Raw genomic sequence first — 20,411 nt, forward strand, 5'->3', positions numbered from 1 at the left:
TGCCGTTGGCTTGCAGGAGCGCGTCAGCGGGCGCTACAGGCGAGCCGCCTTCGATAGGTGTTGCAGTGCCAGATCCAGGATCGCGTCCTCTGCTTCAGACTGCAGCTTGCCCTCAACGTCCATGGGCAGATAGGGGCGTCCTGGGATGTCGCCCCACAGGTGCGGGAAGTCAGCCTTCTTCCCACCGAAGTGCATCATCGCGGCATAGGGCTTGTTACTGCCGACCAGCGCGGAGCTGTCAGTGGCCTGGGTGGTGATTGAGGCTGCCAGACCAGCAGCACTGACCTGGAGCATCTGCCCCGGCCAAGTGCCAGATTGCTCCCGGCGTTCGGTGGTGACGCTGGACAATGACTCCCAGTCAGGCCGTCCTTGTTCTTCCAGGTTCTCTTCGGTCACGCTGGCCATCTCGGCAGCGATGCCTTTCATCAGGGGCGCCAGATCACCCACGGCCCATTCAACCTTGCGTAAGGTCTCCTGCAGCCGGGAGTGGTCGAGCTCGACAGTGATCATGTTAAACCTCGTCTAGGCCAGCAGCGGCCTGCTTGCGTTGGAGGGTGTCGGCAAACCCAGTACCTGGAGCATGGTTGAAGCCGGGGTCAGTGCGGAACGTGATGGGTTTGCCACCCTGGTCGGTGAGTCGTAGTCCGGTCACACCAGCGGTTCTGATTTCGCCCGTGCGCTTGTTGGTACCGATCTCAACCGTGTCATTGAAGCTAAGCCCCTGGCTGGAGATCACCGCCAGGCCACGACGTTTAACGGCGGCCTCAGTCAACGCCGTCACTCGACAACGGCAGTTGAAGCCGTTCGGTGGAAAGATCGATGACCAGATCGGGTCATCGTGACGGAACACCTTACCGTGCAGGGCGCGATGACTTGGTCTGGTCTTGCCATCCAGGATGGCCACGTACATCCAGTACGGGTGGGTGTCTGAGGTTTCCTCCATGCTGGCCTTGCGTCCGGCCATGTAGGCGCTCTGCAGGTTGGTCTGGTAGATCGTCTGCAAACGACGCGGACTGCCCAGCTGGACCAACTCACCGACACCCTGGCTGTCAACGATTACCTGCTTGCCCCACCAGCCCTGAGTTTCAAGGGTTGGCTGCAGCGCCTCAGTGAACTGCTTGAGGGTTTGGCCTTTCTGCAGGGCTGTTTCCAGGGCTTCACGGATATCCGAAAGCAGATCGAGGCGCATGGCCTTGGCCACGGTGAAAGACTGGTCGTGCGCCTGATCAAGCATCTCCTGCCAGTCCCAGGTGATCGCGTAGCCTTTGCCCTTGAGGTAGTCGATGGCTTTGGCGGGTTCAAGACCGAAGATGGCCTTGAGGTCGGCTGGGTTTGGTACTTTCGCCTTGGCTGCCATCTCAGCTCTCCTGATCCGCTACGGCGTTCAGGCGTCCCCAGACATCGGCAACAAACATCAAGCGGGCCAATAGTGCCTGCAGCGCTACCGCATCCAGGTCAGGGCTGGTCTCGGCCAACAGCCCCAACACTTCGACCTCATCGCGTCCCTGCTGCAGCGCGTCAATGACGGGACGCAAGGCCTCCATTGCCTGTTCCTGGAGCTGCTCTCCGGTGAGGCTATCGATGGCCTGGTCCAACGCGACCTGGTCGAGGATCGGACGCACCGTGGCTTCGGCAAACTCCGGATCAGTGGCGGCTGGTCCTTCGATGATGTCACCGTCCTGCAGGTTGTAGGTCCGTTTCCAATACGCCGGGGTGAACCGTACACCGGCCTCAGTCAGACCCCGGTCGCGCTCGGCCAACACCTTGTCGATCTCTTCCTGTTCCCACAATTCGTACACAGGTGCGGCGACCTGCTCACCGAAGTTGAGATCGACGACCAGGCGAATAGCCGCATTCAGCGTTGCAGCAACAATGCCTGCATCACCATCACGGATATCTTCGGTCACCTCTAGGCCAGCTGTCGCACTGGCACGGTTGGCATTGGCCTCGGTAGTCTGGTTCTGGCCGAGCATGGCGACGTTGATCTCGCTGCGGCAGTAGGTCAGCAGTTCGCGATAGACATCGGCGCTGGAGCTCTTGCCAGCGGCTTCCTTGATCTCAATGCTGGAGTCATCGGGGATCGCCGCCACCGCGTCCTGGACCATGGCTTCCAGGCTATCGAGCAGCAAGTTGGTCTCGGCATCGCTGGCACCGCGTGGATGTTTACCGATCACCCAGGGGCTGCCGTATTTCTCAGTGAACTGGACCCAGAACTTCAAGCCGCCCTTCATGAACATCACCGGCCAGAAGCACATCGACAGGTCGGCGAAGCCATAGGGGTTGTCATAAGAGGCGTCCTGCCGGGCGACGACAAAGCGCTGTGGGTCACATTGTTCACCAGCAATGCCCGCATCACGAGCGCGAAAGCGCAGCACGTTGTCCTGGTCATAGAGGAACCATTCGGCAGGCTTACCGAGCAGATCCTCTGGCACCAGACTCAACCCCACCGGCTTCCACATCAGTTCAACAGGCTGGTAGCCGAACAGCGGTGCGTTGAGCAGCTCGCGGATGATCCGGTCGAGATCGAGGTCGGCCAGCCAGTCACGAATGAACCGCTCGACCCGTACTGGTGCTGAGCCGCGTTTCAGGTCGCGTTCCAGGGCCAGCACTGCAGACTTGCGCCGACGGATGTTGCCGCCGACCAGGGCCGAGCTGCGCAGGTCACGATAGACCTTGATGTCCTTGCCCTGGGCCTTGAGGATCGGGTCCGGGTTCGGCAGGTACATGCCCAATGCCTGGGCATCGAAGCTGCGCCCACGGGAGGCAATATGGTCGGTGAGTCCCTTGTCGCGCCGGGGCTCGGCAAATCGAACGAATTCAGTGGGGCTGACCCACAATCCTTTGGTGCTCATGCGTACCCCTGAGTAATGCGAGAAGCCGCTCGGGGGCGGCGTGATTTGGCGGAGACCGGGCCGGAGGCAACCTCCAGCGTGGCGAAATGCGCGAGCACCCCGGCACCGGCAAAGTCGCCATGGCGATACAGGTCGGGGTCCTTAAGGTCTTGCGAGCGGGCTTTGACGATCATCGGGATGCCATCCACCAGTTCGATGCCACGCACGTCCTGTTGTAGGTTGTCGTCTTGGGGGATGGTGATGGTGCTGTCTTCAAAGAGCCCGACAAACTTCGGCATCCAGGCGCCGTACCAGGCACGGCTGAGCTTCACCTGCTGGATGCGGTTGTGGCCAAACTCATCGGCGGTTTCTTCGGCCAGCGTCTCGCCGTTGCCCGAAGCGTCCAGGGCGGCGCCGATGAAGCGCGGCAATCCACGCAAGGTATAGAACAGCACCAACTTTTGCTGACGGGCTGGCACGCGGTGCATCTCGATTACGAACGGCACATCGCGGTGACGGGCCTGGTCAACTGACATTGGACAGACGATGGAGAAGTCACGGTGACGGGCGTAGTCCATGCCCAGGAAGTGGCGCAGATCTGGATTAAGTTGCGTCACAACGGGCGCCAGATTGCGCGTAATCCACTCTTCGACATAGGCATCACGGCGGTACACCGGTTGCTGGGTGAAGTCATCCGGTAGTGCCAGACGCAACACTGGACGAGCAGGACGCATGGCATCTTCGATCCACACGCCCGGAATGCACACGCCATTGCCATCACGAGGCACTGCATCAAGCTCTTCGCGCATCTGTGCCTTGCGTGGGCCGTAGGCGTTGCGGATCTTCCTGTACCAGGCTTCCTTGCCCTCCGGCGTCGCGGGCTCGCCCTTCATGAAGCAGACGCGTTCGAACAGGCCGTTGGCCACGGCATCGTCAAAGGTCGCCCGATAGACCTGGGCGGCGTCGCCGTAGCGCTGGTCACGGATGTCGTTGACCATTTGGTTGAAGGCGTTGCTCTTGCCGTTGTGGGTGCTGATGATGACGATGCGGCCACCCCAGATCAGCAACGCGGTCGCGGCATCGAGCACCGCCGACACGTCACGGTGGAAGGCCGCTTCGTCGATGATCACCTTGCCCTGCAGGCCGCGCAGGTTGGCCGGGTTGCTCGACAGCGCGACAATCTTGAAGCCCGAGGCGTAGCGGATGCGGTAGGCATTGATCTGCCGGGTGTTACCTGACTCGTCCTGGTCCTCGAATAGGAACTCTTCGATCTGACTGGCACCGGAAGCTTGGGCCTCAGCGATCACCCGACTGAACTTGGCGCAGTAGCCAATGAACTCCAGGCCTTTTTCCTTGGTGTCGCCGACATAGAAAATGTCCATGCCGCCCGCGCTTTTGCGTGAGGCGGCAGTGATCACCGAGTCCAGGGCCTCGGCAAAAGTGATGCCGGTACGACGACCCTTTTCGCAGAGTTTGATCTGCGCCTGAATGCGCAGCCAGTCAACCTGGTGCGCCATGAGGATGCCTTCGGCAATCGGGTTGTAGCCCTCAGGGATCTGCCGAACGCTGTCCGGCAGCTCGTCCCACTCGACGACGCGCAGTGTGCTCGATGAGGGCTTGACCGCTGGCGCGCTCATTTGACCCCCAGGAACTTCTCGCGCCAGAACAGCGCCTGATCTTCGTTCATGCCGCCAGTCTGCACCGACTTCTCCAGCTCGGCGGCTTGCTCTGCCAGCAGCTGCTCGCGGGCAGCTTTGGCAATGGCCTGACGCTCTTTGACGCTGAGGGTGCGGGCCTCCATGGTGGCCTTGGCCGCACGGGCCAAGGTGGCTACCTCCTTGATGGTCACCTCGTCGTTTTCATGCGCACCCAAGGCAGCCTGATAGGTCAGGGTTGAGATTGCTTCGACCAGCAATACACCGGTCTTGTCGCTGGCATCTTCACCGAAAGCACCGACAAAGGCCTCAGCCTGCTCGCGGTGCTGCCGGGCTTTCTCGGTCAGTTGGTCGAAGCCCTGCTTGAAGCGCCCCAAGGCACTGCGGCTGGGAGCCTTCTCGTTGGGGAATCGCTCGCGAATGTCATCGAGCATGTCATCCAGGGTCATGCGATCTTCACGCAGAAGCTTCTGGATGTATGCCTTGACCATAGGAGGCAAGCGGCTGATGGAAGATTTACCCGCCATGGTCAGGCCCCCGGACGCTTGATGCCGGGCACACGGGCACGGCCTGCTGCGATGTCCTGGCCACGCTCGGTGAGGCTGGCCACCATCACTGGACCAATATCGTCCAACGACACCGCGCCTTGCTCAGACAACCATTGCAGCTCGGTCTTGACCTGATCACGGCTGACGCTATGACCGAAGTTGTCCAGGGCGGCGTTGAGCACGGAGCTATTGGCCCGGTAAGCAGGCATCTCCACCAACAGCCGCAAGATCACCAGGCGCATGTCCTGGCGCAGGAATTCAGCGTATTGGCTCATGCTTTTTCTCGCAGTAAGTAGTCATTGATCCGGTCCAGCGACCGGGCCAAAGGGCCAAGCGCTTCCTTGACCCCCATCAGTTCGGCACGCACTGCTTTCATGTCACCCAGCAAATCGGTGACGGCTGTTTGGTCCGGCAAGTGCCGTACATGTTCTTCCAGGGCAACGATACGTGTGCGCAGTTCCAGTAATTCCTGAGCGCTCGCTGCTTGGCGGCTGGTGAACCAGGAGTAAATCCCGATAACTGTCAGCACCACCCATTGCACGGCGCTGAAGCTGAAGTTGAGTTGATCCAGGTTCATCGCAATCCTCGCTTGGCCAGGTGCTCCAGGGTGGTCTTGCAATCGAAGCAGTGCTCGGTACCGGGCTCTGCCTGGCGGCGATCTTCAGGGATCGCCTCACCGCATTCATAGCAGCGATAGGCCGAAGGGCCCGAGCGTCGCTGTAGGCCACTGCTGTGAGCCTGCAACGCGGCTTCGGTGAAGTCGTTGTCATTGGCCAGATCCGCTACATCCATACGCTGTCAGTCCTTTTCTTGTAGATCGAGCAAGGCATTGAGCTGGGCAACGTTGTTGCGAGCCCACACCCCGTAGTCCTGGGCGTGAGCCAAGATGTCGGCGGGAGTGACGCCGCTTTCCAGTAGTTCGGCGTCAGTGCCGGGGGCAGCTTCGGACGTTGCTTGAGCAGGGTTGGCAGTGGCGCCTTGGGTTGTGGTTGGCACACCGAGGGCGGCGTTGTAGTCGCGCAGCCAGCCAGCAGTGAACACGCAATGAGGAATAGGCTGAGTCGCCGCACCAGGTGCAGGACGGTATTGGGTGGTGACATGGGGGATGCGCTCCTGCAGTTGCTGCAGCTCGGTTTGATGTTGCGCCTTGGCCTGGACCAACAAGGCGTCGGCGGCATTGGCACGGATGACCTGTGCCAATAACTGGTCCTGGCTCTGCTTTGCGTTGGCTTCTGCTTGCTCGGCGTTTCTAGCTTTCAGGTTTTCCAGCTTGGTGTCGCCGAGGGCTTGGGCCTGACGAAAACCCAGGCCGTAGCCAATCGAGCCACCAGCTGCTGCGCTCAACACGCAGGCGACCAACGCCCACGCCAACCCAATACTCAAGGGGGTAGAACTAAGCACGGCCATACTTGTGTCTCCGCTGATTGCGAGCCTTGCGTGCTCGCCGTTTGGCTGCCGCAATACCCGAGTGCTTGCGGCTTACCGGCATCCGGGTGGTGCAGGTCAACCAACTACCGGCGGCGACATTGGGTGCAACCAAGAACCTGAGCTTGGCCAGAAAGGAAGTCACTGCGGATAGGAGTACCCTCATGATTTCGAGTCCTGGTCGGGGCCCTGTTTGATCAGCCGCACCACGAATAGCAGCAGGCCCAGAGCGCTGTTGAGCGTTGCGTATGCCCTAGGAGGAAGCTCCGCTTGCCACATCGGCAGCAGCTCAAGTTGTGCGAAGCCGAACAGCGCGATCAGGATGCTGAGCTGTACGCTGTAGAGCTTGTAGCAACACCGCCAGTCGCAGATCGGCCTCATGCAGGCACCCCGAAAGATCGGCCATGGGTTGCCCCGCGCTCGATCCCTGCCAACTGCAGGCCATCGGCGATGATGGCTTCGCCGTACCAGAGACCACCTGGCAGCGGGCCTGGACCGTTCTCGTGACGAATAATGGCCAGCACCAGGGCGCGCATGGTGCCGAAGTCGTACACGTCCAGACGTTCGTCATCCGGCGTTACGCCCAGGGCACGAGCGACGGCCACGGCGTAAGCATCGGTATTGTTCTCAGAAGCTGGAGCCCAGCGTTCGATAATCTCCCGGACACTGTCGATGCGGCTGCCATCAGCGGCGCGGCGTTTGTCCTGGTAGGTGATCAAGACACGAGCGATGGCGCGGATGCCCCAGCGCGGGCTGCCGAATTGAACAAACGCGCTGTCGCCCTGCAGAGCGGACTGGCCTTGCCAACGCACACCGTTGGCGTGACGGATATTGCCGGGGTTGTAGTTGCGGATACCGCGTGGGGATTGTTTTTCGGGTCGCATGGGACGCCTCCTGATAAGGCGCCCTTGGTAGATTCAGGCGCCAGAATGCACACACCGCCATGATCGGCGGTGTGTGAGGAAGGCGCTTTTAATCGGGTTTAAAGAGATAACTACAAGCGGGATGATTTCAAGGTGGTCACTTGACCAATCCCATTGTGCGGTAGAGCCCACGAGCACCGGTCACCGCATCTGAATGGGTACTCCCCTCGATACGATTCACCGCATACAAAGCCATCACTTCGGAACAGTCCTGCTTGGCCTTTGCTCCCAAAAGGGCTGCGTTCACTCCTTCGACAATGTCCGTTGCCTCAGCGTACTGACCTTTTTCGCGGATATTCTTGGTGATGACCCATGCGGCGCTGGCAAGTTTTTCCTCATTCTCAAAATTGCAAACAGTCAGACCTCTGGTGAGTGCGGCCTGTGTCCGTTTCACTTCCTTGGAATCCTCGTCAACATCTTTATCTAGACTCAAAATAGTGAGCTTTTCCGCAATGGTCTGCGCATTTGCGGATAGGGAGAAAAGAGAAAGAAGAACAATAAACATGAGTTTCAAAAGACATCTCCTAAGTTGACAACCTGAGTTAAAGGTTACTTTTTTTACTGCTTTCCCTGCACGCAGAAGCTTCCGCTTCTAGCCTTTTGACTTTACTGTTGGCTACCTAAACCAGAATCTGTCGACAATGATGCCGAACATGAACAGCCAGAAAGCGTTCGACTTGTATGTGATCAGGAACTCGCGAAGCGGAAGCCGCAATGGCGGTTCTTGAGCAGGCTCAGGAGGAGACGGGTCCACCTGTAGAGGTTGCACCTGAAAGCCCTGGATAAACTCCAGGGCCCGTTGTAGGTCGGCACGCTGGAGATTATTGAGCTGGGTACGTCCAAAACTGATGTCGCAATAATTACTCAATTCGACTCTGGCGTCTTTCTCTTCGGCTGCTCGGAGGATCTTGCCTACAAGTCGTCGTCTATCGGCATCATCCATGAGCCGCTCCAAAAGACCATTGATCACACCTCGCGCCTCAATGAACTGACTCGACGGGATCTGATCGATGGACTTAACCGAAAGCTGAGCGTGAACAGCGCGCCACACATCGCGGGGGTCTGCGCCAAGTTCCTCACATCTAACTCGGAGCTCATGCAGCTCTGCTCGTTGAGCTAGTACCAAGGCCTTGGCCTCTGGCTTTCCGGGGACATGAATTTTGATATCCAGATTCTGGATATCTCCCGCAGCTACCTGCCCGACATGTCCACGAAACTCCTGACTCATGGGCTACTCCTTAGCTTTTTCGTTCCCGACATTGAATACAACACCAGCAGTGTTAGTAACTCCTCCTTCAACGGCCTGACCTACCGGGCCATGAAAGATTTGCTTCGCCTTTGCTGAGCCAGCAGTTACAGCAGCAATAGTTGCAGCCTTCACAGCCAAAGGTGCCGCTCTGAATCTGTCCAAGAGCTCCAACTCTTCTGGAGACAGCAATTCAGCCGAGCGACTACCGGTGACAATGAAGAGAACGTCTGCCCCCACCTTGGCTACCGCTTCCAGGTAATCAGCCCCCGGATATCGCTCACCTTGCTCGTATTTCAGTTGGGCGAGTTTCTTCACTCCCCCTATGGCACCGAACGCTGACTGGCTAAACCCTAGCCGTTCTCGCTCCTGCCTTAACCGATCGCCGATATTCAAAAGCATAACGCACCACTTGACAGGTATCTTTTTCAATACCATCATGATTACCACAAACACTCATTATCTTTGCATCACAGGAGCCACCACCATGGCCACCCATGCCAAAGCCCTAACCGCCGACCAGGTGAAAGAAAATTTTCGCCGGGCAGGCAAAACCATTACCGACTGGGCTACCGAAAACGGCTACACCCGCAATGAGGTGTACCGCGTTCTCAATGGCCAAGCCAAAGCCCACTACGGCAAAGCTCACGACATCGCCGTAAAGCTTGGTCTCAAAGCAACAGCAGCATTGGCAGCGTGAGGTCGGACATGCCGAACAACGACACCCCGTTTGCTTTGAGCTTAACCACTGCAGTCATAGGGACGCGCTACGTTCGCGAGCCTTCAGTTGCTGGTAGTCCGTCAACAACAGATCTGCCAACTCATTCAGAGTACGAGCCACTGTTGCGTGATTCGACACTGTTGGCTGAAGCCCCGCAGCATGAATCCGCAGACTTGCCTGCAGCCTCTGCTCATCCAGCATCCCCTGACGCTGAAGTGTCCCGGCCAGAATCATCACGCTGCGGGCAATGCCCTCAATGCGGCCAGCCAGTTCATCAAAATCCTGCGTGGTCATCGCTATGACTCCGGTTGTCAATTTACAGCAAAAGTTTGCACCGGCAGTAATCCTTTTGCCCATGTGCAAAACCGCAATTTGTTTGGAAACACTTCCGCAAGAGGTCTTCCAATGAGCCGCCGACGTTGGAAAGGCCTGCGCCCGACCTCGTTACGCCACGCGCTAGAGCTGTGCAAGGACTATGCACGGGAGAACCACAGCAAGGGTGTCGAGCGCATTGCCGATGAAATGGGGCTGGCAGATCACTGGGCGCTTTACAAGTGGCTGCAGAGTGGCCGCATGCCCGCCAACTTGATCCGGCCCTATGAGCAGGCCTGCCGCTGTGACTACGTCACCCGCTGGATAGCTGCAAGCGCCGGTCGGCTAACCATTGATATGCCAACCGGGCGCCACTGCCTAGCACAGGACATGCACGCGCTGCAGGAACTGTTGAACACAGCCGCGGGCAAATTGTTGGCGTTCTATGCCAAGAACAGCGAAGCCGACGAAACCTTGGCGGCTATTCAAGCGGCGATGGAGGGCTTGGCCTGGCACCAGGGCAATGTCAACCAGAGCCAACACCCACAACTCGAACTGGAGGGACAGCCATGAGCCGCACCGTCTCAGCTGCTGCACGTGTGTTGCGTGTGTTCAAGGCCCTCAAAGGCCACACCGTGACCGGGTTGAGCAATACCGAGTTAGCTCATTTGACTGGGGATAGCCCGAGCAACATCACCCGAGCGATGCAGACCCTTATCGAGGAAGGCCTGGCGGTGAAGCTGGATAACGGGCGCTTCGCCCACTCGGTTGGTGTGTTGCAGATCGCCCAGGCCCACGCCGAACACATGGCCCGCTTGCAGGGCCGGATGCAGGAAATCAACCAACGGATTGCCGCTGGCTCGATGAACTAAGGAGATTGATATGGCGCGTACAAAAGCAGCAGCACCAGCAGAGGTTGAACTGCCGGAGTTGGACGGAGAAATGCTCACTGCAAACCAGAACGCAATGGCATCCATGATGGCTGCACATAGCGAAGATCGTGACCTGGTCAACCAATTACTTGGGCAGGCACAGGCAGCTGGTGCATTTGAAGATTTTTCCCGGACCGTCCGGATTTCCAAACTGGCCTTCGTCAAGGAAAACAAGCTCTACAAGGCCGTCAAGGGAATGAAACTCCGGACCGGTCCGGAAGTTTTGAGTGGTACTTGGGACGAGTTCTGCCAGATCCTTGGGCGCTCTGTCGATCAGGTTGATGAAGACATTCGAAACCTTCGTCAGTTTGGTGAAATTGCGCTTGATTCAATGTCCCGCATGGGGATCGGCTATCGCGAAATGCGCCAGTACCGCCGACTGCCCGAGGATCAGAAATCGGCTTTGATCGAAGTCGCCAAGACCGGTGACAAGGAAGCCTTCGTTGATCTGGCTGAAGAGATCATTGCCAAGCACGCCAAGGAAAAGGAACAGCTGACCCAACGCCTCGACGAAACCAACGCCGACTATGAAGCCCAGTCGGAGGTCATGGCGAAGAAGACCACCGAGCTGGACAAGACCAAGCTGGAGCTGGAGAAAACCCGCAAGCGCATTCAGTCCTTGCCTGCCAATGAAGCGGTGAGCGAGCTGCGCCAAGAGGTTGCGGCGGTGGCCTATGAGGCTGAAGCCACCATCCTGGGCTCTCTTCGCGAGGGATTTTCGAAACTCGCGGAACACTCTATTTCCGGCGGTGAAGATCAGCGCCTGTTCAAGGCAGGGCTGATCCGCCAGCTCGAAACCATCCTGGCCGAAGTCCGCAGCGAGTTCCACTTGCCAGCGGACTTGGATGGCAATCCAGCTTGGCTAGAGCAGGCCTAAGTCATGACGCCCATCCAAACACAACTTCTGGTCCAGATCGCCCAGCGGGCAGCTGATGCTCCGCACGGTCAGCGCACTGCCGTGTACCAGGCAGGTGCGGTGGAACTGGGCGTGTCCGTACAAACCCTGCAACGCAAACTCAAGGAGGTCACTGTGAGCAAATCACGCAAGCGCCGCAGTGATGCGGGCAACAGTGCGTTGCCCCTGGATGAAGCTCGGCTGATCTCGGCGGTGTTGTTGGAGTCAATCCGAGCCAACAACAAGCAGCTCTCGACTATCGAACGGGCCGTCGAGCGCCTGCGCAGCAACAACATGGTCCTGGCTGGCCGATTTGATGAGGCGACTGGCGAGTTCCGCCCGTTAAGCAGCGGTGCCATTGCCCGCGCTCTGCGGGCCTACAAGCTCCATCCAGAGCAGTTGCTGCAAGACGCGCCAGCAGTATCGCTGGCCAGCAAGCACCCGAACCATGTCTGGCAGGTCGATGCGTCGATCTCCACGCAGTTCTATCTGGCCGATGACGGTGCCCAGGTGATGAACAAAGCGGAGTTCTACGACGGCAAGCCGGGCAACCTGAAGAAGATCGAACGCCAACGGCTGTGGCGCTACGTCGTCACCGACCATACCAGCGGCACGTTGTACCTGGAGTATGTACTGGGAGCCGAGTCTGCCGAGAACCTCTGTTCGGTGCTGATCAACGCCATGCAGAAGCGCCATGCCGCCGACCCGTTTCATGGCGTGCCATGGATGCTGATGACCGACCCCGGCGCGGCCATGACCAGCGGAATATTCCGCAACCTGTGCCGGGCGATGAGCATCGAACTGATCATCAACCAGGTTGGCAATGCCCGCGCCAAGGGTCAGGTCGAGCAGGCACACAACATTGTTGAGCGCGAGTTCGAGAGCGCTTTGAAGTTTCAGGCGGCTGAGAGCTTGGAACAGATCAACGACTGGGCCGGTAAGTGGATGCGCTACTACAACGCCACTTCCATCCACACGCGGACACGTCGCACCCGCTTTGGCGTCTGGCAGATGATCACTGCAGAGCAGCTGCGTCTGGCCCCCAGCGTTGAGGTTTGTCGTGATTTGGCCGTCAGCACGCCGGAGTACCGCAAGGTCAGCACCTTGTTGCAGGTGTCGTTCCGGGGCGCGCAGTTCGATGTCAGTTCAGTACCTGGTGTGATGGTCGGTGAAAAGCTGCTGATCACCCGTAACTGCTGGCGCGACCAGGACACCGCCATTGCGGTGCTGATCGGCGACGACGGCCGCGAGCACTATCACGTCATCGACAAGATCGATGTCGACCAATTCGGTTTTGCCGAGACTTCGGCCACCATCGGCGAGCAATACAAGAGTCACGCTGAAACCCCTGCGCAGCTGTCACGCAAGATCCTGGAGCAACTGGCCACAGGCACCACCAACAATGCTGATGCTGAGGCTGCACGTAAGGCCAAAGCTGTACCGTTCGGTGGCCTGATCGATCCGCACAAGCATGTTACCGACACCTTGCTGCCGTCCTACATGCCGCGTCGAGGCACCGACTTGAAGGTCGGGGTGCCAACCATCGAGCTTGCCCCTCTTTCCCATGTCGAAGCGGCCAAGGTGCTGCGCCCTCGACTGGCCAATCTCTGGTCGGCTGACACGTTCAGCTGGCTGCAGCAGCGGTACCCACAGGGAGTACCTCAAGAACAGCTCGACGCTATCGAAGCCGAGCTTAAGCGACCTATGGAAGTCATGCGCACACCGCTGAGCCTGGTACGGGCAGCGGCTGGAGGTGAGTGATGTTGAAGTTAAAGCAAGTACTGCAAGACGTTGGCCAACGCCAAGCCGCCTTGGCCGAGTCACTGAAACTGAGTTCAGCAACGGTCGCTCAGTTGCTGAACCACAGTCAGTGGCCGCGCAGCCTGGACCGGGCTGAGCTGCAGGCACAGATCTGTGTGTTCCTGGTCGATGCCGGTGCCAATGATGCCGATGTTGCCAACGCCTTTGATGAAGTGGATCTGCCGTGCGCCAACACGACAGATCCGGCCCTTTCGCAAGAGCCGTCCGGGGAGGACGAACCTATGTTACTGCCAAAGCAAACCCTGCTGCCAACCACCCGCAAGGTATTCAGCCTGTTCCGCGATCCGTTCGATGAGCTTCAGAGCGCCCAGGACATGTGGGTCAGCCCGGACATCCGCTATGTCCGCGAGGTGATGTATCAGACTGCCCGCCATGGTGGTTTCCTGGCCGTCGAAGGTGAATCGGGTGCAGGCAAGAGCACTCTGCGCCGTGATCTGGTCAATCGAATCGCCGAGAACAATGACCCGGTGATCATCATCGAGCCCTATGTTCTGGCCTCGGAAGACAACGACACCAAGGGCAAATCGCTGAAAAGCACGCACATTGCTGAGTCGATGATGGCAGCGGTGGCGCCCTTGGAGAAAGCAAAAAGCAGCCCTGAGGCACGTTTCGCCCAGCTGCACCGAGCGCTCAAGGAATCCCACGCGGCAGGCTATCGCCACTGCCTGGTGATCGAGGAAGCGCATAGCCTGCCGATCCCCACCCTCAAGCACCTCAAGCGCATCCTCGAACTGGAAATCGGCTTCACCAAGCTGGTCAGCATCATCATGATCGGCCAGCCGGAACTCGGCGTGAAGCTTAGCGAGCGTAACGCTGATGTACGGGAAGTGGTCCAGCGTTGCGAGCGCGTAACCCTGACACCGGTTGATGGCAACCGTCTCGAAGAGTTCCTGAAGTTCCGCTTCGAGCGGGCAGGCAAGGCGTTGACCGAGGTGATTGATGCTTCGGGCATTCAAGCGATTGCTGCTCGGCTTTCCCAGCAAACCCGCAGTGGTGGTCGGGATAAGCAAGTCTCGCTGTTGTATCCACTTGCCATTGGCAACCTGATGACCGCTGCAATGAATCTGGCTGCTCAACTGGGTGTGCCGGTTATCAATGCCGATGTCGTGAAGGGGGTATGACATGCCTGCCTTAAATGTCTTTCACCCCCAAGGGGATGCGTCGATGAGCATTCTGGCCGATGAGTTTCCGATCAAGCTTTGTGCATTCAACGAACTGACCCGCGACATGCGCGATGCCGGTGTCACCGTCGAGCGCCTGGAGTTTGCTGACAACAAGATCTTTATCAGCCCGTTGTGCGTGGATCTGATGTCGCGCCGCTTCGGACATGAATTGCGTGGGGTGCGCTATGCCACGGTTGGCCGTCGCACGCGGAACACTGTGACGATCAGAGGCGTGGATGTGATCTGGCTCAGCATGGCAAAGGAACAGGACCAATGATCGCTGCAAGCTCGTACAACCTCGGTGTCGCAGCAATTACTGTCGCCTTGATAAGCGCAGCTACGGCTCTGGAACTGCACAACAAACCGAGCTCAGGGCTGTGGCTACTGGTCGTGCTGTTGGTTGTATTCGCCGACTTGAAAAAAAGCGAAGCGCCGAAATCAAAGCGCCTCACTTCTGAAGCCCAGCCAAAAAGTACCATCCACAAGGAAGCCAATCATGACTGATGCCCGACACAATGTGGTACCTGAAGGTTTCTGGCAGGACGCCCAAGGTCGTCTGGTGCCTGAAAGCATGGTCAAGCCTATAGACCAGGAACGGGACCGCCTGGTTAAACATCTGGTAAACCGTGCCAGCGAACTCAGCACTAAGTTGGCTGACTTTAAGGCAGTGGCCTTCGGTGATATCGAAGCCTTCGTTGAACTCAGCGCAGAGCAGTACAGCGCCAAGGTCGGTGGCAAGAAGGGCAACGTAACGCTGTACAGCTATGACGGTCTCTTCAAGATTCAACGTGCGGTGCAGGAGTCCATCGTGTTCGATGAGCGCCTGCAGGCTGCTCGTGCCCTGATCGACGATTGCTTGCGTGATTGGACCCAGGGCGCTCGGCCTGAGGTCGTCACGCTGGTTAACGATGCGTTCCGCACTGACACCAAGGGTGAGATACGCACCGCCCGTGTGCTTGCCTTGCGCCGCTTGGAGATTCGCGACGAGCGTTGGCAGCGGGCGATGACTGCCATCGGCGAGGCCTGCCAGGTCATTGGCTCGAAGTCGTACATCCGTGTTTACGAACGGATCGGCGACTCTGACCAGTACAAGGCCATCAGCCTCGACATCGCGGGGGTATGACATGGACGACAACCGCATTCTCGACAAGATCAAAAAATGCCTGGAGATGGCCAAGTCCAAGACCAGCAACCCCAACGAGGCCGAAATCGCATTGCGCCAGGCGTGCAAGCTGATGGATCTGTACAGCCTGGAAATGGGGGATGTCATGGCCAGCAGGGCAGGTGAGGCCTCAGTCCCCGCAGGGTCTGACGGCTCGCCTCCTGCTTGGCGGGTGCGCCTTGCCCAGGTGTGCGCGGATGCTTTCGGCACTCGCTTCATCATCGCCACCAGTTGGCTTGCCGCTGCTCGCTTTATCTATGTGGGGTGCGCGGCGGCACCTGAGCTTTCCGGCTATGCGTACCAGGTGCTGGAACGGCAACTGCAAAAGGCTCGACGTGAATATCTGAAAACCCAAAAACGCTGCAAGCGCTCTACCAAGGTGGCGCGTGGTGATGCGTTCGCCAATGCCTGGATCGATGCTGTGTGGAGCAAGATTGAGGCGTTCGCAGGTGTAGAGGATCACATCGCTGAAGCTATCGCTGCCTATATGGAGAAGCACCATCCTGACCTGGAAAAGGCCGAGCTGAAACGCCGCAAGCTCAAGGCCCGCGATGAGGGCGCCGTAGCTGCTGGTTATCAGGCAGGTAAATCTGCGCAGTTACACCAAGCTGTAAGTCACCAGCCGCGTGCTCGCTTGACAGCTGGGGTCTAGCGTATGCGTATCCAATGCCCATGCTGCGGCGAACAGTTTCCGCTAGAAGCCGGGTTCCTTGACGATGAGGGCAAGCGTTTGGCTGCCCAATTCGCGGGGATGGAACCACGATTGGGGCGGGCTGTGTTGGCGTACCTACGTTTGTTCAGCCCGGCCAAGCGTGGCTTGCGGACTTCTCGGGCGATCAAGTTGGTTGAAGACCTGGTGCAACTGGTGGACTCCGGCAGCGTGACCCGCGACGCTCGCACCACTGATAGCAAGCCGGCGACCGCTGTCGTCTGGGCCACAGGTATCGATCAAATGTTGGCCCAGCGGGAGCGGCTCACGCTGCCGCTGGAGAACCATCACTATCTGCGGGCCGTGGTGTATGGCATCGCCAGTGACCCGCAGCAGGTTGCCAAAGTGCAGCCCCCGCGCCCCGGTAAACCGCGCTCAAGGATGACCGCGCAGCAACTGCATCAGGAGCAGATCGGACGAATCAACAGCGACGTACTGCTCGGCATCCTGAGTAAGGAGGATGGCGAGCACCGCATTACTGAGTTGGGAGCATCGGTATGACGAATGACATAAGGAAGAGCCTGATCAAATTGATCCATGTCGCACGACGTGAATTACAGATGGCGGATGACACGTATCGGCTGATGCTTGCGGGCATGCGGGAGTTGGATGGTGCCACTTCGACTGCTGAGTTGAGTGTTCCAAACCTGATGAAGGTTTTGGACGTACTTAAACAGAAGGGATTCAAGGTACGTCCAAACAAAGCTGGTATGCGGCTAAAGGCGGATGATAGCCAGTCGAAGAAGATCCGCTCGCTATGGCTAGCGCTGCATGACATCGGGGCTGTGCGCAATCCATCAGAAGAAGCCCTAGCCAAGTTTGTCCGGGGCCGAACCGGTGTCGCGGCCCTGCAATGGTTGTCCACTACCCAGGCCAGCCAGGTAATCGAGCACTTGAAACAGTGGCAGAGCCGCATGACGCCAAAGGAGGTTGTATGAAGGAGATCAGCAGCACCGCTGGTGACTTGCTCCAGGCCTTAGCTGATCACGTATCCCAGTCAGCAAAGGAAACGCTTCAGATCAGTGACGAACAGGCTGATGCGCATGGCATTGAAGTGGCGATGCATATGGCATCCGTTTGGGGCGGTCAGCAGCTGTATATTCCAATGGGCATCCACCTGCAGGCGTCGAAACTGCATCAGCAGATCTTCGACGAGTGGAAAGGACGCAACCATCGCGAGATCGCCATGAAGCACGGCATCTCATTGGCGTTCGTTTACAAGGTGATCAAACGTATGAGACTGGCAGTCATCGCTCGCGACCAGGGCGACCTTTTTCACAACCATCTCGAAAAATAGGGCCAGGGGCAGTGATGCCCCAACCCTTGCATCACTTGCAACGTTATTGCAGTTCCATCCCGACATCCCCCTGCTTGTCCCCGCGTATCCCGCATTTATCTTAAGCTTTCCCTAGTATTTATCTCAGTCCTAAACACTCAAGACTCAAGACAATAACTATTGCCCCCCCTCTTCCTGCTCCTGGCCAACGGACGGATGTCTGAGCATGCCAACTTCATTCATAAGAACCTCGTTGAGAATGAACTTCACTTCTTCTGGATTTACCCCTCTCTGAATTGCCCTATCGGAAATTTCTGCGACCGGAAGGCCAGAGCGCAAACCCGTAAGAACTTCATTGACTGAGAGAGTAGGCCGTATAAGTTTGGAGCTTGCGTATTTTCTTTGTTGATTCTCGATACTACCAACGCGCCGACTCATATCACGCGTGACTGATAGAATCTCCATCATGACATCATCCTTCGGACGCGGTTTTGCTTGCTTTTCCGGTTCATTGGCTGCGAGGGCAGCTTTAAATTCAGTTTCAAAAATTGGCCAGTAAACCTCGAAGGCCTTTTCTAAAACACGCTCATCAAGCGATTTTTCTACAAGACAAGAATTCAACGTCCTAACGAGCTCCCAAACTCCAGACTTGCCCGGCACAGTGTGGTTAAACTGAGCAAGCGGGTCAGTTAGATCATGGGGCTGTAAATCAACTAAAAAAGTACAAACCCGGTTAGTGCTCAATCCTTTGGCCAACGCACCAGACTCAAATAAAATCCAAGGCTTATCCTTATTCTCTTGAGTCAGGCAAACAATACCGACACTAATATCCCTGAGCTTTTCATTTATTTCGGTAAACCACAGTGAGCCGCGATCAATATGCCGAGTAGATATCCAAGGCTCGGAAGCCTGCAGGACACACTTTATCCAGTCGCTTAAAACCTCAGCAACTGCTTTGCTACGATTCCCCGACCAACTGATAAATATCTTCACTGCTCTACTGCTCCATGCTCGGCCACATGCCAGGCCCCTGTAATACCCCATCCCAAACCAAATTGCCACCATGCCGCATCCGGCCACGGAGGGCGGCGCATGCATGGAGAACACCATGAGCAGCTACCACTACGAAACCACCGCCCCTGCCGTGCTGAAAGCGGTGCGAACCTGGGAGCAAACGAAAAAGCTCTTTGATGCCCGGCGGCAGAAGATGGCCGACGTATTCGGCGGACCTGGCTCTCCGATGCGTTCGGGCAACGACAACTACGTCGGTGGCGTGAAGATCAGCGCCAGCAAGGATCTGGATGTCCACTGGTGCCGGCCAGATGACCACGGTTACCGGTCACTGCGCACCTCAGTGAAGATCCCTAAGGGTACGGAGAAGGAAGCGCGGGTCGCGCTGAAGGCTGAGCACGAACGGCTGATAGCACTGTGGGTCGAGCACTGCCCGGCACGGATCAGCCAGGACGACACTTGGAAGGCGATTGGCCTGGACTGGGGAAGTATCTGGCTCAGCGGTGGCGTCTTCTTCGAGCTGGATGACACCGTTTATCTTCACCTCGGTTTCCAGCTCAGCGCCGATGGCGACCAGGTCGAAGGCGCGGCCGAGATCATGGCCAGCGAACTCGAAGCGGCACGCCAGACGGTGCTCGGCCAGCGCAAAGCGACCTAGGCCTGCTAGCTCTCAAATACCTCAGGAAAGCGGGACTCCATTTCCCATCATCGTGTTCCCTTCATGAAAGTGGCCGGATCCATCATCCATCGAGAACATTACCGAAGAAGCTGCAAGCAGCTCCCTGAGTTTTTGTAACTCGCTCGGATCTGAAGGCATTTTTACCAGAAGGGAAGCACACATCTTCTCCGGGGTTAGCTCTGTCATCGACAAAAACTCATAACCAGATAAGCCGCTTATCAACGACTGATACCCACCAATTTGCCTACCAGTGCTGGCCAAAGTAGCGCTAATGGTGAATGCAATTGCATATCCAGCAATAACAGGATCCGGGATTGGAGCATCCTTCCACTCATGACCAGGCTTGCTTTCAATCATGTAGGGGCCGTCTCCGATGTACTGACCGTACCTATCAACAACAATAGCTAGTTCAGCAGTCGACTTGATTGTTGACGCAATCTCAAAAACTGGTGAAGACATACTCACGACAAGCATGGAAGCCGCGGCCAGTCCTTTGAGGTAATCAACAAGGTCTTTTTTCTGAACAAGCTTCTTCATTAGTGACTCCTTTGCCGGCCCCATGCCAGCCGGACACCAATACCCCACTTCAACGAATCACGCCACCCCGGCGAGGCTGGTGGCTGCCTGGAGATAACCATGAGCATTCCTGCAAATGCCCTGAGCGACGAAGAGTGCCTGCACTACGCAGCGCTAGAACCAGCAGCCGCTGCCGAGCTTACCCGCAGGCTGACTGCTCAAAGCATCGACCCTAGCGCAGAGCGCGAGGAGCTTTGTGAGGATATCCGTCGCCTCGAAAGCCAGATCGACGACAACGATGATGAGCTCAACAACCTGCGAGATGGTGCGGAAGAGGCTTGCACCTACATCAGGCGCGCAATGAATCGCGATGAAGATGAAGAGCTTTCAGTGACCGTGCTTCTTCAAAAAGCCCTCCACCGCCTGGAGTGATATCCATGAGCACATTTGCTGTATTTGGTATGAACGAGCACTTCGCCCGCGAAGAAGCGAAACGCAAGGTGCGAGACTTCAAGATCGAGAAAGGTCAGCACATCGATCTGTCGATGTGCCAATGGCTTGTATCTCGACTAACGCCTCTTTGGAG

The 20,411-nt window shown here is 57.6% G+C and carries 31 protein-coding genes; 15 read left to right on the forward strand and 16 right to left on the reverse strand.

Annotation, left to right across the window (positions count from 1 at the left end):
- Positions 1–33 precede the first annotated feature (33 nt).
- From M5G11_RS20660 to M5G11_RS20725, 14 genes are all read right to left on the reverse strand, one after another.
- Positions 34–510, reverse strand: coding sequence for a phage virion morphogenesis protein (locus M5G11_RS20660; protein WP_273910142.1), 477 nt, complete (start codon positions 508–510; stop codon positions 34–36).
- A 1-nt stretch (position 511) separates the two neighbouring features.
- A complete protein-coding gene (locus M5G11_RS20665; RefSeq protein WP_273910143.1) occupies positions 512–1,357 on the reverse strand; it encodes a phage head morphogenesis protein in 846 nt (281 codons plus the stop codon).
- Between the two features lies 1 nt (position 1,358).
- Positions 1,359–2,852, reverse strand: a complete 1,494-nt coding sequence (locus tag M5G11_RS20670) for a phage portal protein family protein (RefSeq protein ID WP_273910144.1) — start codon at positions 2,850–2,852, stop codon at positions 1,359–1,361.
- Positions 2,849–4,468: a hypothetical protein gene (locus M5G11_RS20675; RefSeq protein ID WP_273910145.1), complete on the reverse strand. Its 1,620-nt coding sequence runs from the start codon at positions 4,466–4,468 to the stop codon at positions 2,849–2,851. The genes M5G11_RS20670 and M5G11_RS20675 overlap by 4 nt, the downstream gene beginning before the upstream one ends.
- Positions 4,465–5,013 carry a phage protein Gp27 family protein gene (locus tag M5G11_RS20680; protein ID WP_273910146.1) on the reverse strand — a complete coding sequence of 183 codons (549 nt, stop codon included), beginning with the start codon at positions 5,011–5,013 and terminating at the stop codon, positions 4,465–4,467. The genes M5G11_RS20675 and M5G11_RS20680 overlap by 4 nt, the downstream gene beginning before the upstream one ends.
- 2 nt (positions 5,014–5,015) lie before the next feature.
- Positions 5,016–5,309 (reverse strand): VpaChn25_0724 family phage protein, encoded by a 294-nt coding sequence (locus tag M5G11_RS20685; RefSeq protein ID WP_273910147.1) that lies wholly within the window; start codon positions 5,307–5,309, stop codon positions 5,016–5,018.
- A complete protein-coding gene (locus M5G11_RS20690; RefSeq protein ID WP_273910148.1) occupies positions 5,306–5,611 on the reverse strand; it encodes a DUF2730 domain-containing protein in 306 nt (101 codons plus the stop codon). Before M5G11_RS20690 ends, M5G11_RS20685 begins: the two co-directional genes overlap by 4 nt.
- Positions 5,608–5,826 (reverse strand): TraR/DksA C4-type zinc finger protein, encoded by a 219-nt coding sequence (locus M5G11_RS20695; RefSeq protein ID WP_273910149.1) that lies wholly within the window; start codon positions 5,824–5,826, stop codon positions 5,608–5,610. Before M5G11_RS20695 ends, M5G11_RS20690 begins: the two co-directional genes overlap by 4 nt.
- A 6-nt stretch (positions 5,827–5,832) precedes the next feature.
- Positions 5,833–6,441, reverse strand: coding sequence for a lysis protein (locus M5G11_RS20700; protein WP_273910150.1), 609 nt, complete (start codon positions 6,439–6,441; stop codon positions 5,833–5,835).
- Positions 6,442–6,621: 180 nt separating this feature from the next.
- Entirely contained in the window at positions 6,622–6,840 is a 219-nt protein-coding gene (locus M5G11_RS20705; protein ID WP_273910152.1) for a DUF7940 domain-containing protein, read from the reverse strand.
- Entirely contained in the window at positions 6,837–7,343 is a 507-nt protein-coding gene (locus tag M5G11_RS20710) for a structural protein (protein WP_273910153.1), read from the reverse strand. Before M5G11_RS20710 ends, M5G11_RS20705 begins: the two co-directional genes overlap by 4 nt.
- Before the next feature lie 136 nt (positions 7,344–7,479).
- Positions 7,480–7,896, reverse strand: a complete 417-nt coding sequence (locus tag M5G11_RS20715) for a hypothetical protein (RefSeq protein ID WP_273910154.1) — start codon at positions 7,894–7,896, stop codon at positions 7,480–7,482.
- Positions 7,897–7,998: 102 nt separating this feature from the next.
- On the reverse strand, positions 7,999–8,610 hold the full coding sequence (locus M5G11_RS20720) for a hypothetical protein (protein ID WP_273910155.1): 612 nt from the start codon (positions 8,608–8,610) through the stop codon (positions 7,999–8,001).
- A 3-nt stretch (positions 8,611–8,613) separates the two neighbouring features.
- Positions 8,614–9,084 carry a helix-turn-helix domain-containing protein gene (locus M5G11_RS20725; RefSeq protein ID WP_273910156.1) on the reverse strand — a complete coding sequence of 157 codons (471 nt, stop codon included), beginning with the start codon at positions 9,082–9,084 and terminating at the stop codon, positions 8,614–8,616.
- Positions 9,085–9,115: 31 nt separating this feature from the next.
- Between M5G11_RS20725 and M5G11_RS20730 the strand changes: the two genes are divergently transcribed.
- The 13 genes from M5G11_RS20730 (at position 9,116) to M5G11_RS20790 (ending at position 17,640) form a co-directional block, all read left to right on the forward strand.
- The gene (locus tag M5G11_RS20730) at positions 9,116–9,328 is read left to right on the forward strand and encodes a DNA-binding protein (RefSeq protein ID WP_273910157.1); all 213 of its coding nucleotides are present in this window, start codon (positions 9,116–9,118) and stop codon (positions 9,326–9,328) included.
- Between the two features lie 180 nt (positions 9,329–9,508).
- On the forward strand, positions 9,509–10,234 hold the full coding sequence (locus M5G11_RS20735; RefSeq protein WP_273910158.1) for a hypothetical protein: 726 nt from the start codon (positions 9,509–9,511) through the stop codon (positions 10,232–10,234).
- A complete protein-coding gene (locus tag M5G11_RS20740; RefSeq protein ID WP_273910159.1) occupies positions 10,231–10,533 on the forward strand; it encodes a helix-turn-helix domain-containing protein in 303 nt (100 codons plus the stop codon). The genes M5G11_RS20735 and M5G11_RS20740 overlap by 4 nt, the downstream gene beginning before the upstream one ends.
- Positions 10,534–10,543: 10 nt before the next feature.
- On the forward strand, positions 10,544–11,470 hold the full coding sequence (locus M5G11_RS20745) for a hypothetical protein (RefSeq protein WP_273910160.1): 927 nt from the start codon (positions 10,544–10,546) through the stop codon (positions 11,468–11,470).
- A 3-nt stretch (positions 11,471–11,473) separates the two neighbouring features.
- Positions 11,474–13,249 (forward strand): integrase, encoded by a 1,776-nt coding sequence (locus tag M5G11_RS20750; protein WP_273910161.1) that lies wholly within the window; start codon positions 11,474–11,476, stop codon positions 13,247–13,249.
- Entirely contained in the window at positions 13,249–14,430 is a 1,182-nt protein-coding gene (locus M5G11_RS20755) for an ExeA family protein (protein WP_273910163.1), read from the forward strand. Before M5G11_RS20750 ends, M5G11_RS20755 begins: the two co-directional genes overlap by 1 nt.
- 43 nt (positions 14,431–14,473) lie before the next feature.
- On the forward strand, positions 14,474–14,749 hold the full coding sequence (locus M5G11_RS20760) for a hypothetical protein (RefSeq protein ID WP_273910164.1): 276 nt from the start codon (positions 14,474–14,476) through the stop codon (positions 14,747–14,749).
- On the forward strand, positions 14,746–14,976 hold the full coding sequence (locus M5G11_RS20765) for a hypothetical protein (RefSeq protein ID WP_273910166.1): 231 nt from the start codon (positions 14,746–14,748) through the stop codon (positions 14,974–14,976). Before M5G11_RS20760 ends, M5G11_RS20765 begins: the two co-directional genes overlap by 4 nt.
- A complete protein-coding gene (locus M5G11_RS20770; protein WP_273910168.1) occupies positions 14,969–15,595 on the forward strand; it encodes a DUF3164 family protein in 627 nt (208 codons plus the stop codon). The genes M5G11_RS20765 and M5G11_RS20770 overlap by 8 nt, the downstream gene beginning before the upstream one ends.
- Position 15,596: 1 nt before the next feature.
- Positions 15,597–16,286: a DUF2786 domain-containing protein gene (locus M5G11_RS20775; RefSeq protein ID WP_273910170.1), complete on the forward strand. Its 690-nt coding sequence runs from the start codon at positions 15,597–15,599 to the stop codon at positions 16,284–16,286.
- Between the two features lie 126 nt (positions 16,287–16,412).
- Positions 16,413–16,844 carry a hypothetical protein gene (locus M5G11_RS20780; protein WP_273910172.1) on the forward strand — a complete coding sequence of 144 codons (432 nt, stop codon included), beginning with the start codon at positions 16,413–16,415 and terminating at the stop codon, positions 16,842–16,844.
- Positions 16,841–17,281 carry a gp16 family protein gene (locus M5G11_RS20785; RefSeq protein WP_273910173.1) on the forward strand — a complete coding sequence of 147 codons (441 nt, stop codon included), beginning with the start codon at positions 16,841–16,843 and terminating at the stop codon, positions 17,279–17,281. Before M5G11_RS20780 ends, M5G11_RS20785 begins: the two co-directional genes overlap by 4 nt.
- Complete coding sequence (locus M5G11_RS20790; protein WP_273910174.1) at positions 17,278–17,640, forward strand: Mor transcription activator family protein; 363 nt, start codon at positions 17,278–17,280, stop codon at positions 17,638–17,640. The genes M5G11_RS20785 and M5G11_RS20790 overlap by 4 nt, the downstream gene beginning before the upstream one ends.
- 156 nt (positions 17,641–17,796) lie before the next feature.
- On the opposite strand, the gene M5G11_RS20795 is transcribed toward M5G11_RS20790, so the two are convergent.
- The gene (locus M5G11_RS20795; RefSeq protein ID WP_273910175.1) at positions 17,797–18,612 is read right to left on the reverse strand and encodes a TIR domain-containing protein; all 816 of its coding nucleotides are present in this window, start codon (positions 18,610–18,612) and stop codon (positions 17,797–17,799) included.
- Between the two features lie 115 nt (positions 18,613–18,727).
- On the opposite strand from M5G11_RS20795, the gene M5G11_RS20800 reads away from it, so the two are divergent.
- Positions 18,728–19,288, forward strand: coding sequence for a hypothetical protein (locus M5G11_RS20800; RefSeq protein ID WP_273910176.1), 561 nt, complete (start codon positions 18,728–18,730; stop codon positions 19,286–19,288).
- A 21-nt stretch (positions 19,289–19,309) separates the two neighbouring features.
- On the opposite strand, the gene M5G11_RS20805 is transcribed toward M5G11_RS20800, so the two are convergent.
- A complete protein-coding gene (locus M5G11_RS20805) occupies positions 19,310–19,846 on the reverse strand; it encodes a hypothetical protein (RefSeq protein ID WP_273910177.1) in 537 nt (178 codons plus the stop codon).
- Positions 19,847–19,945: 99 nt separating this feature from the next.
- Here M5G11_RS20805 and M5G11_RS20810 point away from each other — a divergent pair, with 99 nt between their 5' ends.
- Positions 19,946–20,257 (forward strand): hypothetical protein, encoded by a 312-nt coding sequence (locus M5G11_RS20810; protein ID WP_273910178.1) that lies wholly within the window; start codon positions 19,946–19,948, stop codon positions 20,255–20,257.
- Positions 20,258–20,411: the final 154 nt, after the last annotated feature.

The sequence above is a fragment of the Pseudomonas fontis genome (assembly GCF_028656955.1).
Classification (GTDB): Bacteria; Pseudomonadota; Gammaproteobacteria; order Pseudomonadales; family Pseudomonadaceae; genus Aquipseudomonas; species Aquipseudomonas fontis.

Excerpts from the sequence above, each read along its gene's own strand:
- M5G11_RS20720 (WP_273910155.1), bottom strand. The coding sequence starts at position 8,610 with ATGAGTCAGGAGTTTCGTGGACATGTCGGGCAGGTAGCTGCGGGAGAT.
- M5G11_RS20810 (WP_273910178.1), top strand. The coding sequence starts at position 19,946 with ATGAGCATTCCTGCAAATGCCCTGAGCGACGAAGAGTGCCTGCACTAC.
- M5G11_RS20695 (WP_273910149.1), bottom strand. The coding sequence starts at position 5,826 with ATGGATGTAGCGGATCTGGCCAATGACAACGACTTCACCGAAGCCGCG.
- M5G11_RS20785 (WP_273910173.1), top strand. The coding sequence starts at position 16,841 with ATGACGAATGACATAAGGAAGAGCCTGATCAAATTGATCCATGTCGCA.
- M5G11_RS20775 (WP_273910170.1), top strand. The coding sequence starts at position 15,597 with ATGGACGACAACCGCATTCTCGACAAGATCAAAAAATGCCTGGAGATG.
- M5G11_RS20770 (WP_273910168.1), top strand. The coding sequence starts at position 14,969 with ATGACTGATGCCCGACACAATGTGGTACCTGAAGGTTTCTGGCAGGAC.
- M5G11_RS20745 (WP_273910160.1), top strand. The coding sequence starts at position 10,544 with ATGGCGCGTACAAAAGCAGCAGCACCAGCAGAGGTTGAACTGCCGGAG.
- M5G11_RS20755 (WP_273910163.1), top strand. The coding sequence starts at position 13,249 with ATGTTGAAGTTAAAGCAAGTACTGCAAGACGTTGGCCAACGCCAAGCC.
- M5G11_RS20685 (WP_273910147.1), bottom strand. The coding sequence starts at position 5,309 with ATGAGCCAATACGCTGAATTCCTGCGCCAGGACATGCGCCTGGTGATC.
- M5G11_RS20690 (WP_273910148.1), bottom strand. The coding sequence starts at position 5,611 with ATGAACCTGGATCAACTCAACTTCAGCTTCAGCGCCGTGCAATGGGTG.
- M5G11_RS20665 (WP_273910143.1), bottom strand. The coding sequence starts at position 1,357 with ATGGCAGCCAAGGCGAAAGTACCAAACCCAGCCGACCTCAAGGCCATC.
- M5G11_RS20740 (WP_273910159.1), top strand. The coding sequence starts at position 10,231 with ATGAGCCGCACCGTCTCAGCTGCTGCACGTGTGTTGCGTGTGTTCAAG.
- M5G11_RS20735 (WP_273910158.1), top strand. The coding sequence starts at position 9,509 with ATGAATCCGCAGACTTGCCTGCAGCCTCTGCTCATCCAGCATCCCCTG.
- M5G11_RS20680 (WP_273910146.1), bottom strand. The coding sequence starts at position 5,013 with ATGGCGGGTAAATCTTCCATCAGCCGCTTGCCTCCTATGGTCAAGGCA.
- M5G11_RS20765 (WP_273910166.1), top strand. The coding sequence starts at position 14,746 with ATGATCGCTGCAAGCTCGTACAACCTCGGTGTCGCAGCAATTACTGTC.
- M5G11_RS20670 (WP_273910144.1), bottom strand. The coding sequence starts at position 2,852 with ATGAGCACCAAAGGATTGTGGGTCAGCCCCACTGAATTCGTTCGATTT.
- M5G11_RS20700 (WP_273910150.1), bottom strand. The coding sequence starts at position 6,441 with ATGGCCGTGCTTAGTTCTACCCCCTTGAGTATTGGGTTGGCGTGGGCG.
- M5G11_RS20760 (WP_273910164.1), top strand. The coding sequence starts at position 14,474 with ATGAGCATTCTGGCCGATGAGTTTCCGATCAAGCTTTGTGCATTCAAC.
- M5G11_RS20705 (WP_273910152.1), bottom strand. The coding sequence starts at position 6,840 with ATGAGGCCGATCTGCGACTGGCGGTGTTGCTACAAGCTCTACAGCGTA.
- M5G11_RS20660 (WP_273910142.1), bottom strand. The coding sequence starts at position 510 with ATGATCACTGTCGAGCTCGACCACTCCCGGCTGCAGGAGACCTTACGC.
- M5G11_RS20675 (WP_273910145.1), bottom strand. The coding sequence starts at position 4,468 with ATGAGCGCGCCAGCGGTCAAGCCCTCATCGAGCACACTGCGCGTCGTC.
- M5G11_RS20750 (WP_273910161.1), top strand. The coding sequence starts at position 11,474 with ATGACGCCCATCCAAACACAACTTCTGGTCCAGATCGCCCAGCGGGCA.
- M5G11_RS20730 (WP_273910157.1), top strand. The coding sequence starts at position 9,116 with ATGGCCACCCATGCCAAAGCCCTAACCGCCGACCAGGTGAAAGAAAAT.
- M5G11_RS20710 (WP_273910153.1), bottom strand. The coding sequence starts at position 7,343 with ATGCGACCCGAAAAACAATCCCCACGCGGTATCCGCAACTACAACCCC.
- M5G11_RS20800 (WP_273910176.1), top strand. The coding sequence starts at position 18,728 with ATGAGCAGCTACCACTACGAAACCACCGCCCCTGCCGTGCTGAAAGCG.
- M5G11_RS20790 (WP_273910174.1), top strand. The coding sequence starts at position 17,278 with ATGAAGGAGATCAGCAGCACCGCTGGTGACTTGCTCCAGGCCTTAGCT.
- M5G11_RS20805 (WP_273910177.1), bottom strand. The coding sequence starts at position 19,846 with ATGAAGAAGCTTGTTCAGAAAAAAGACCTTGTTGATTACCTCAAAGGA.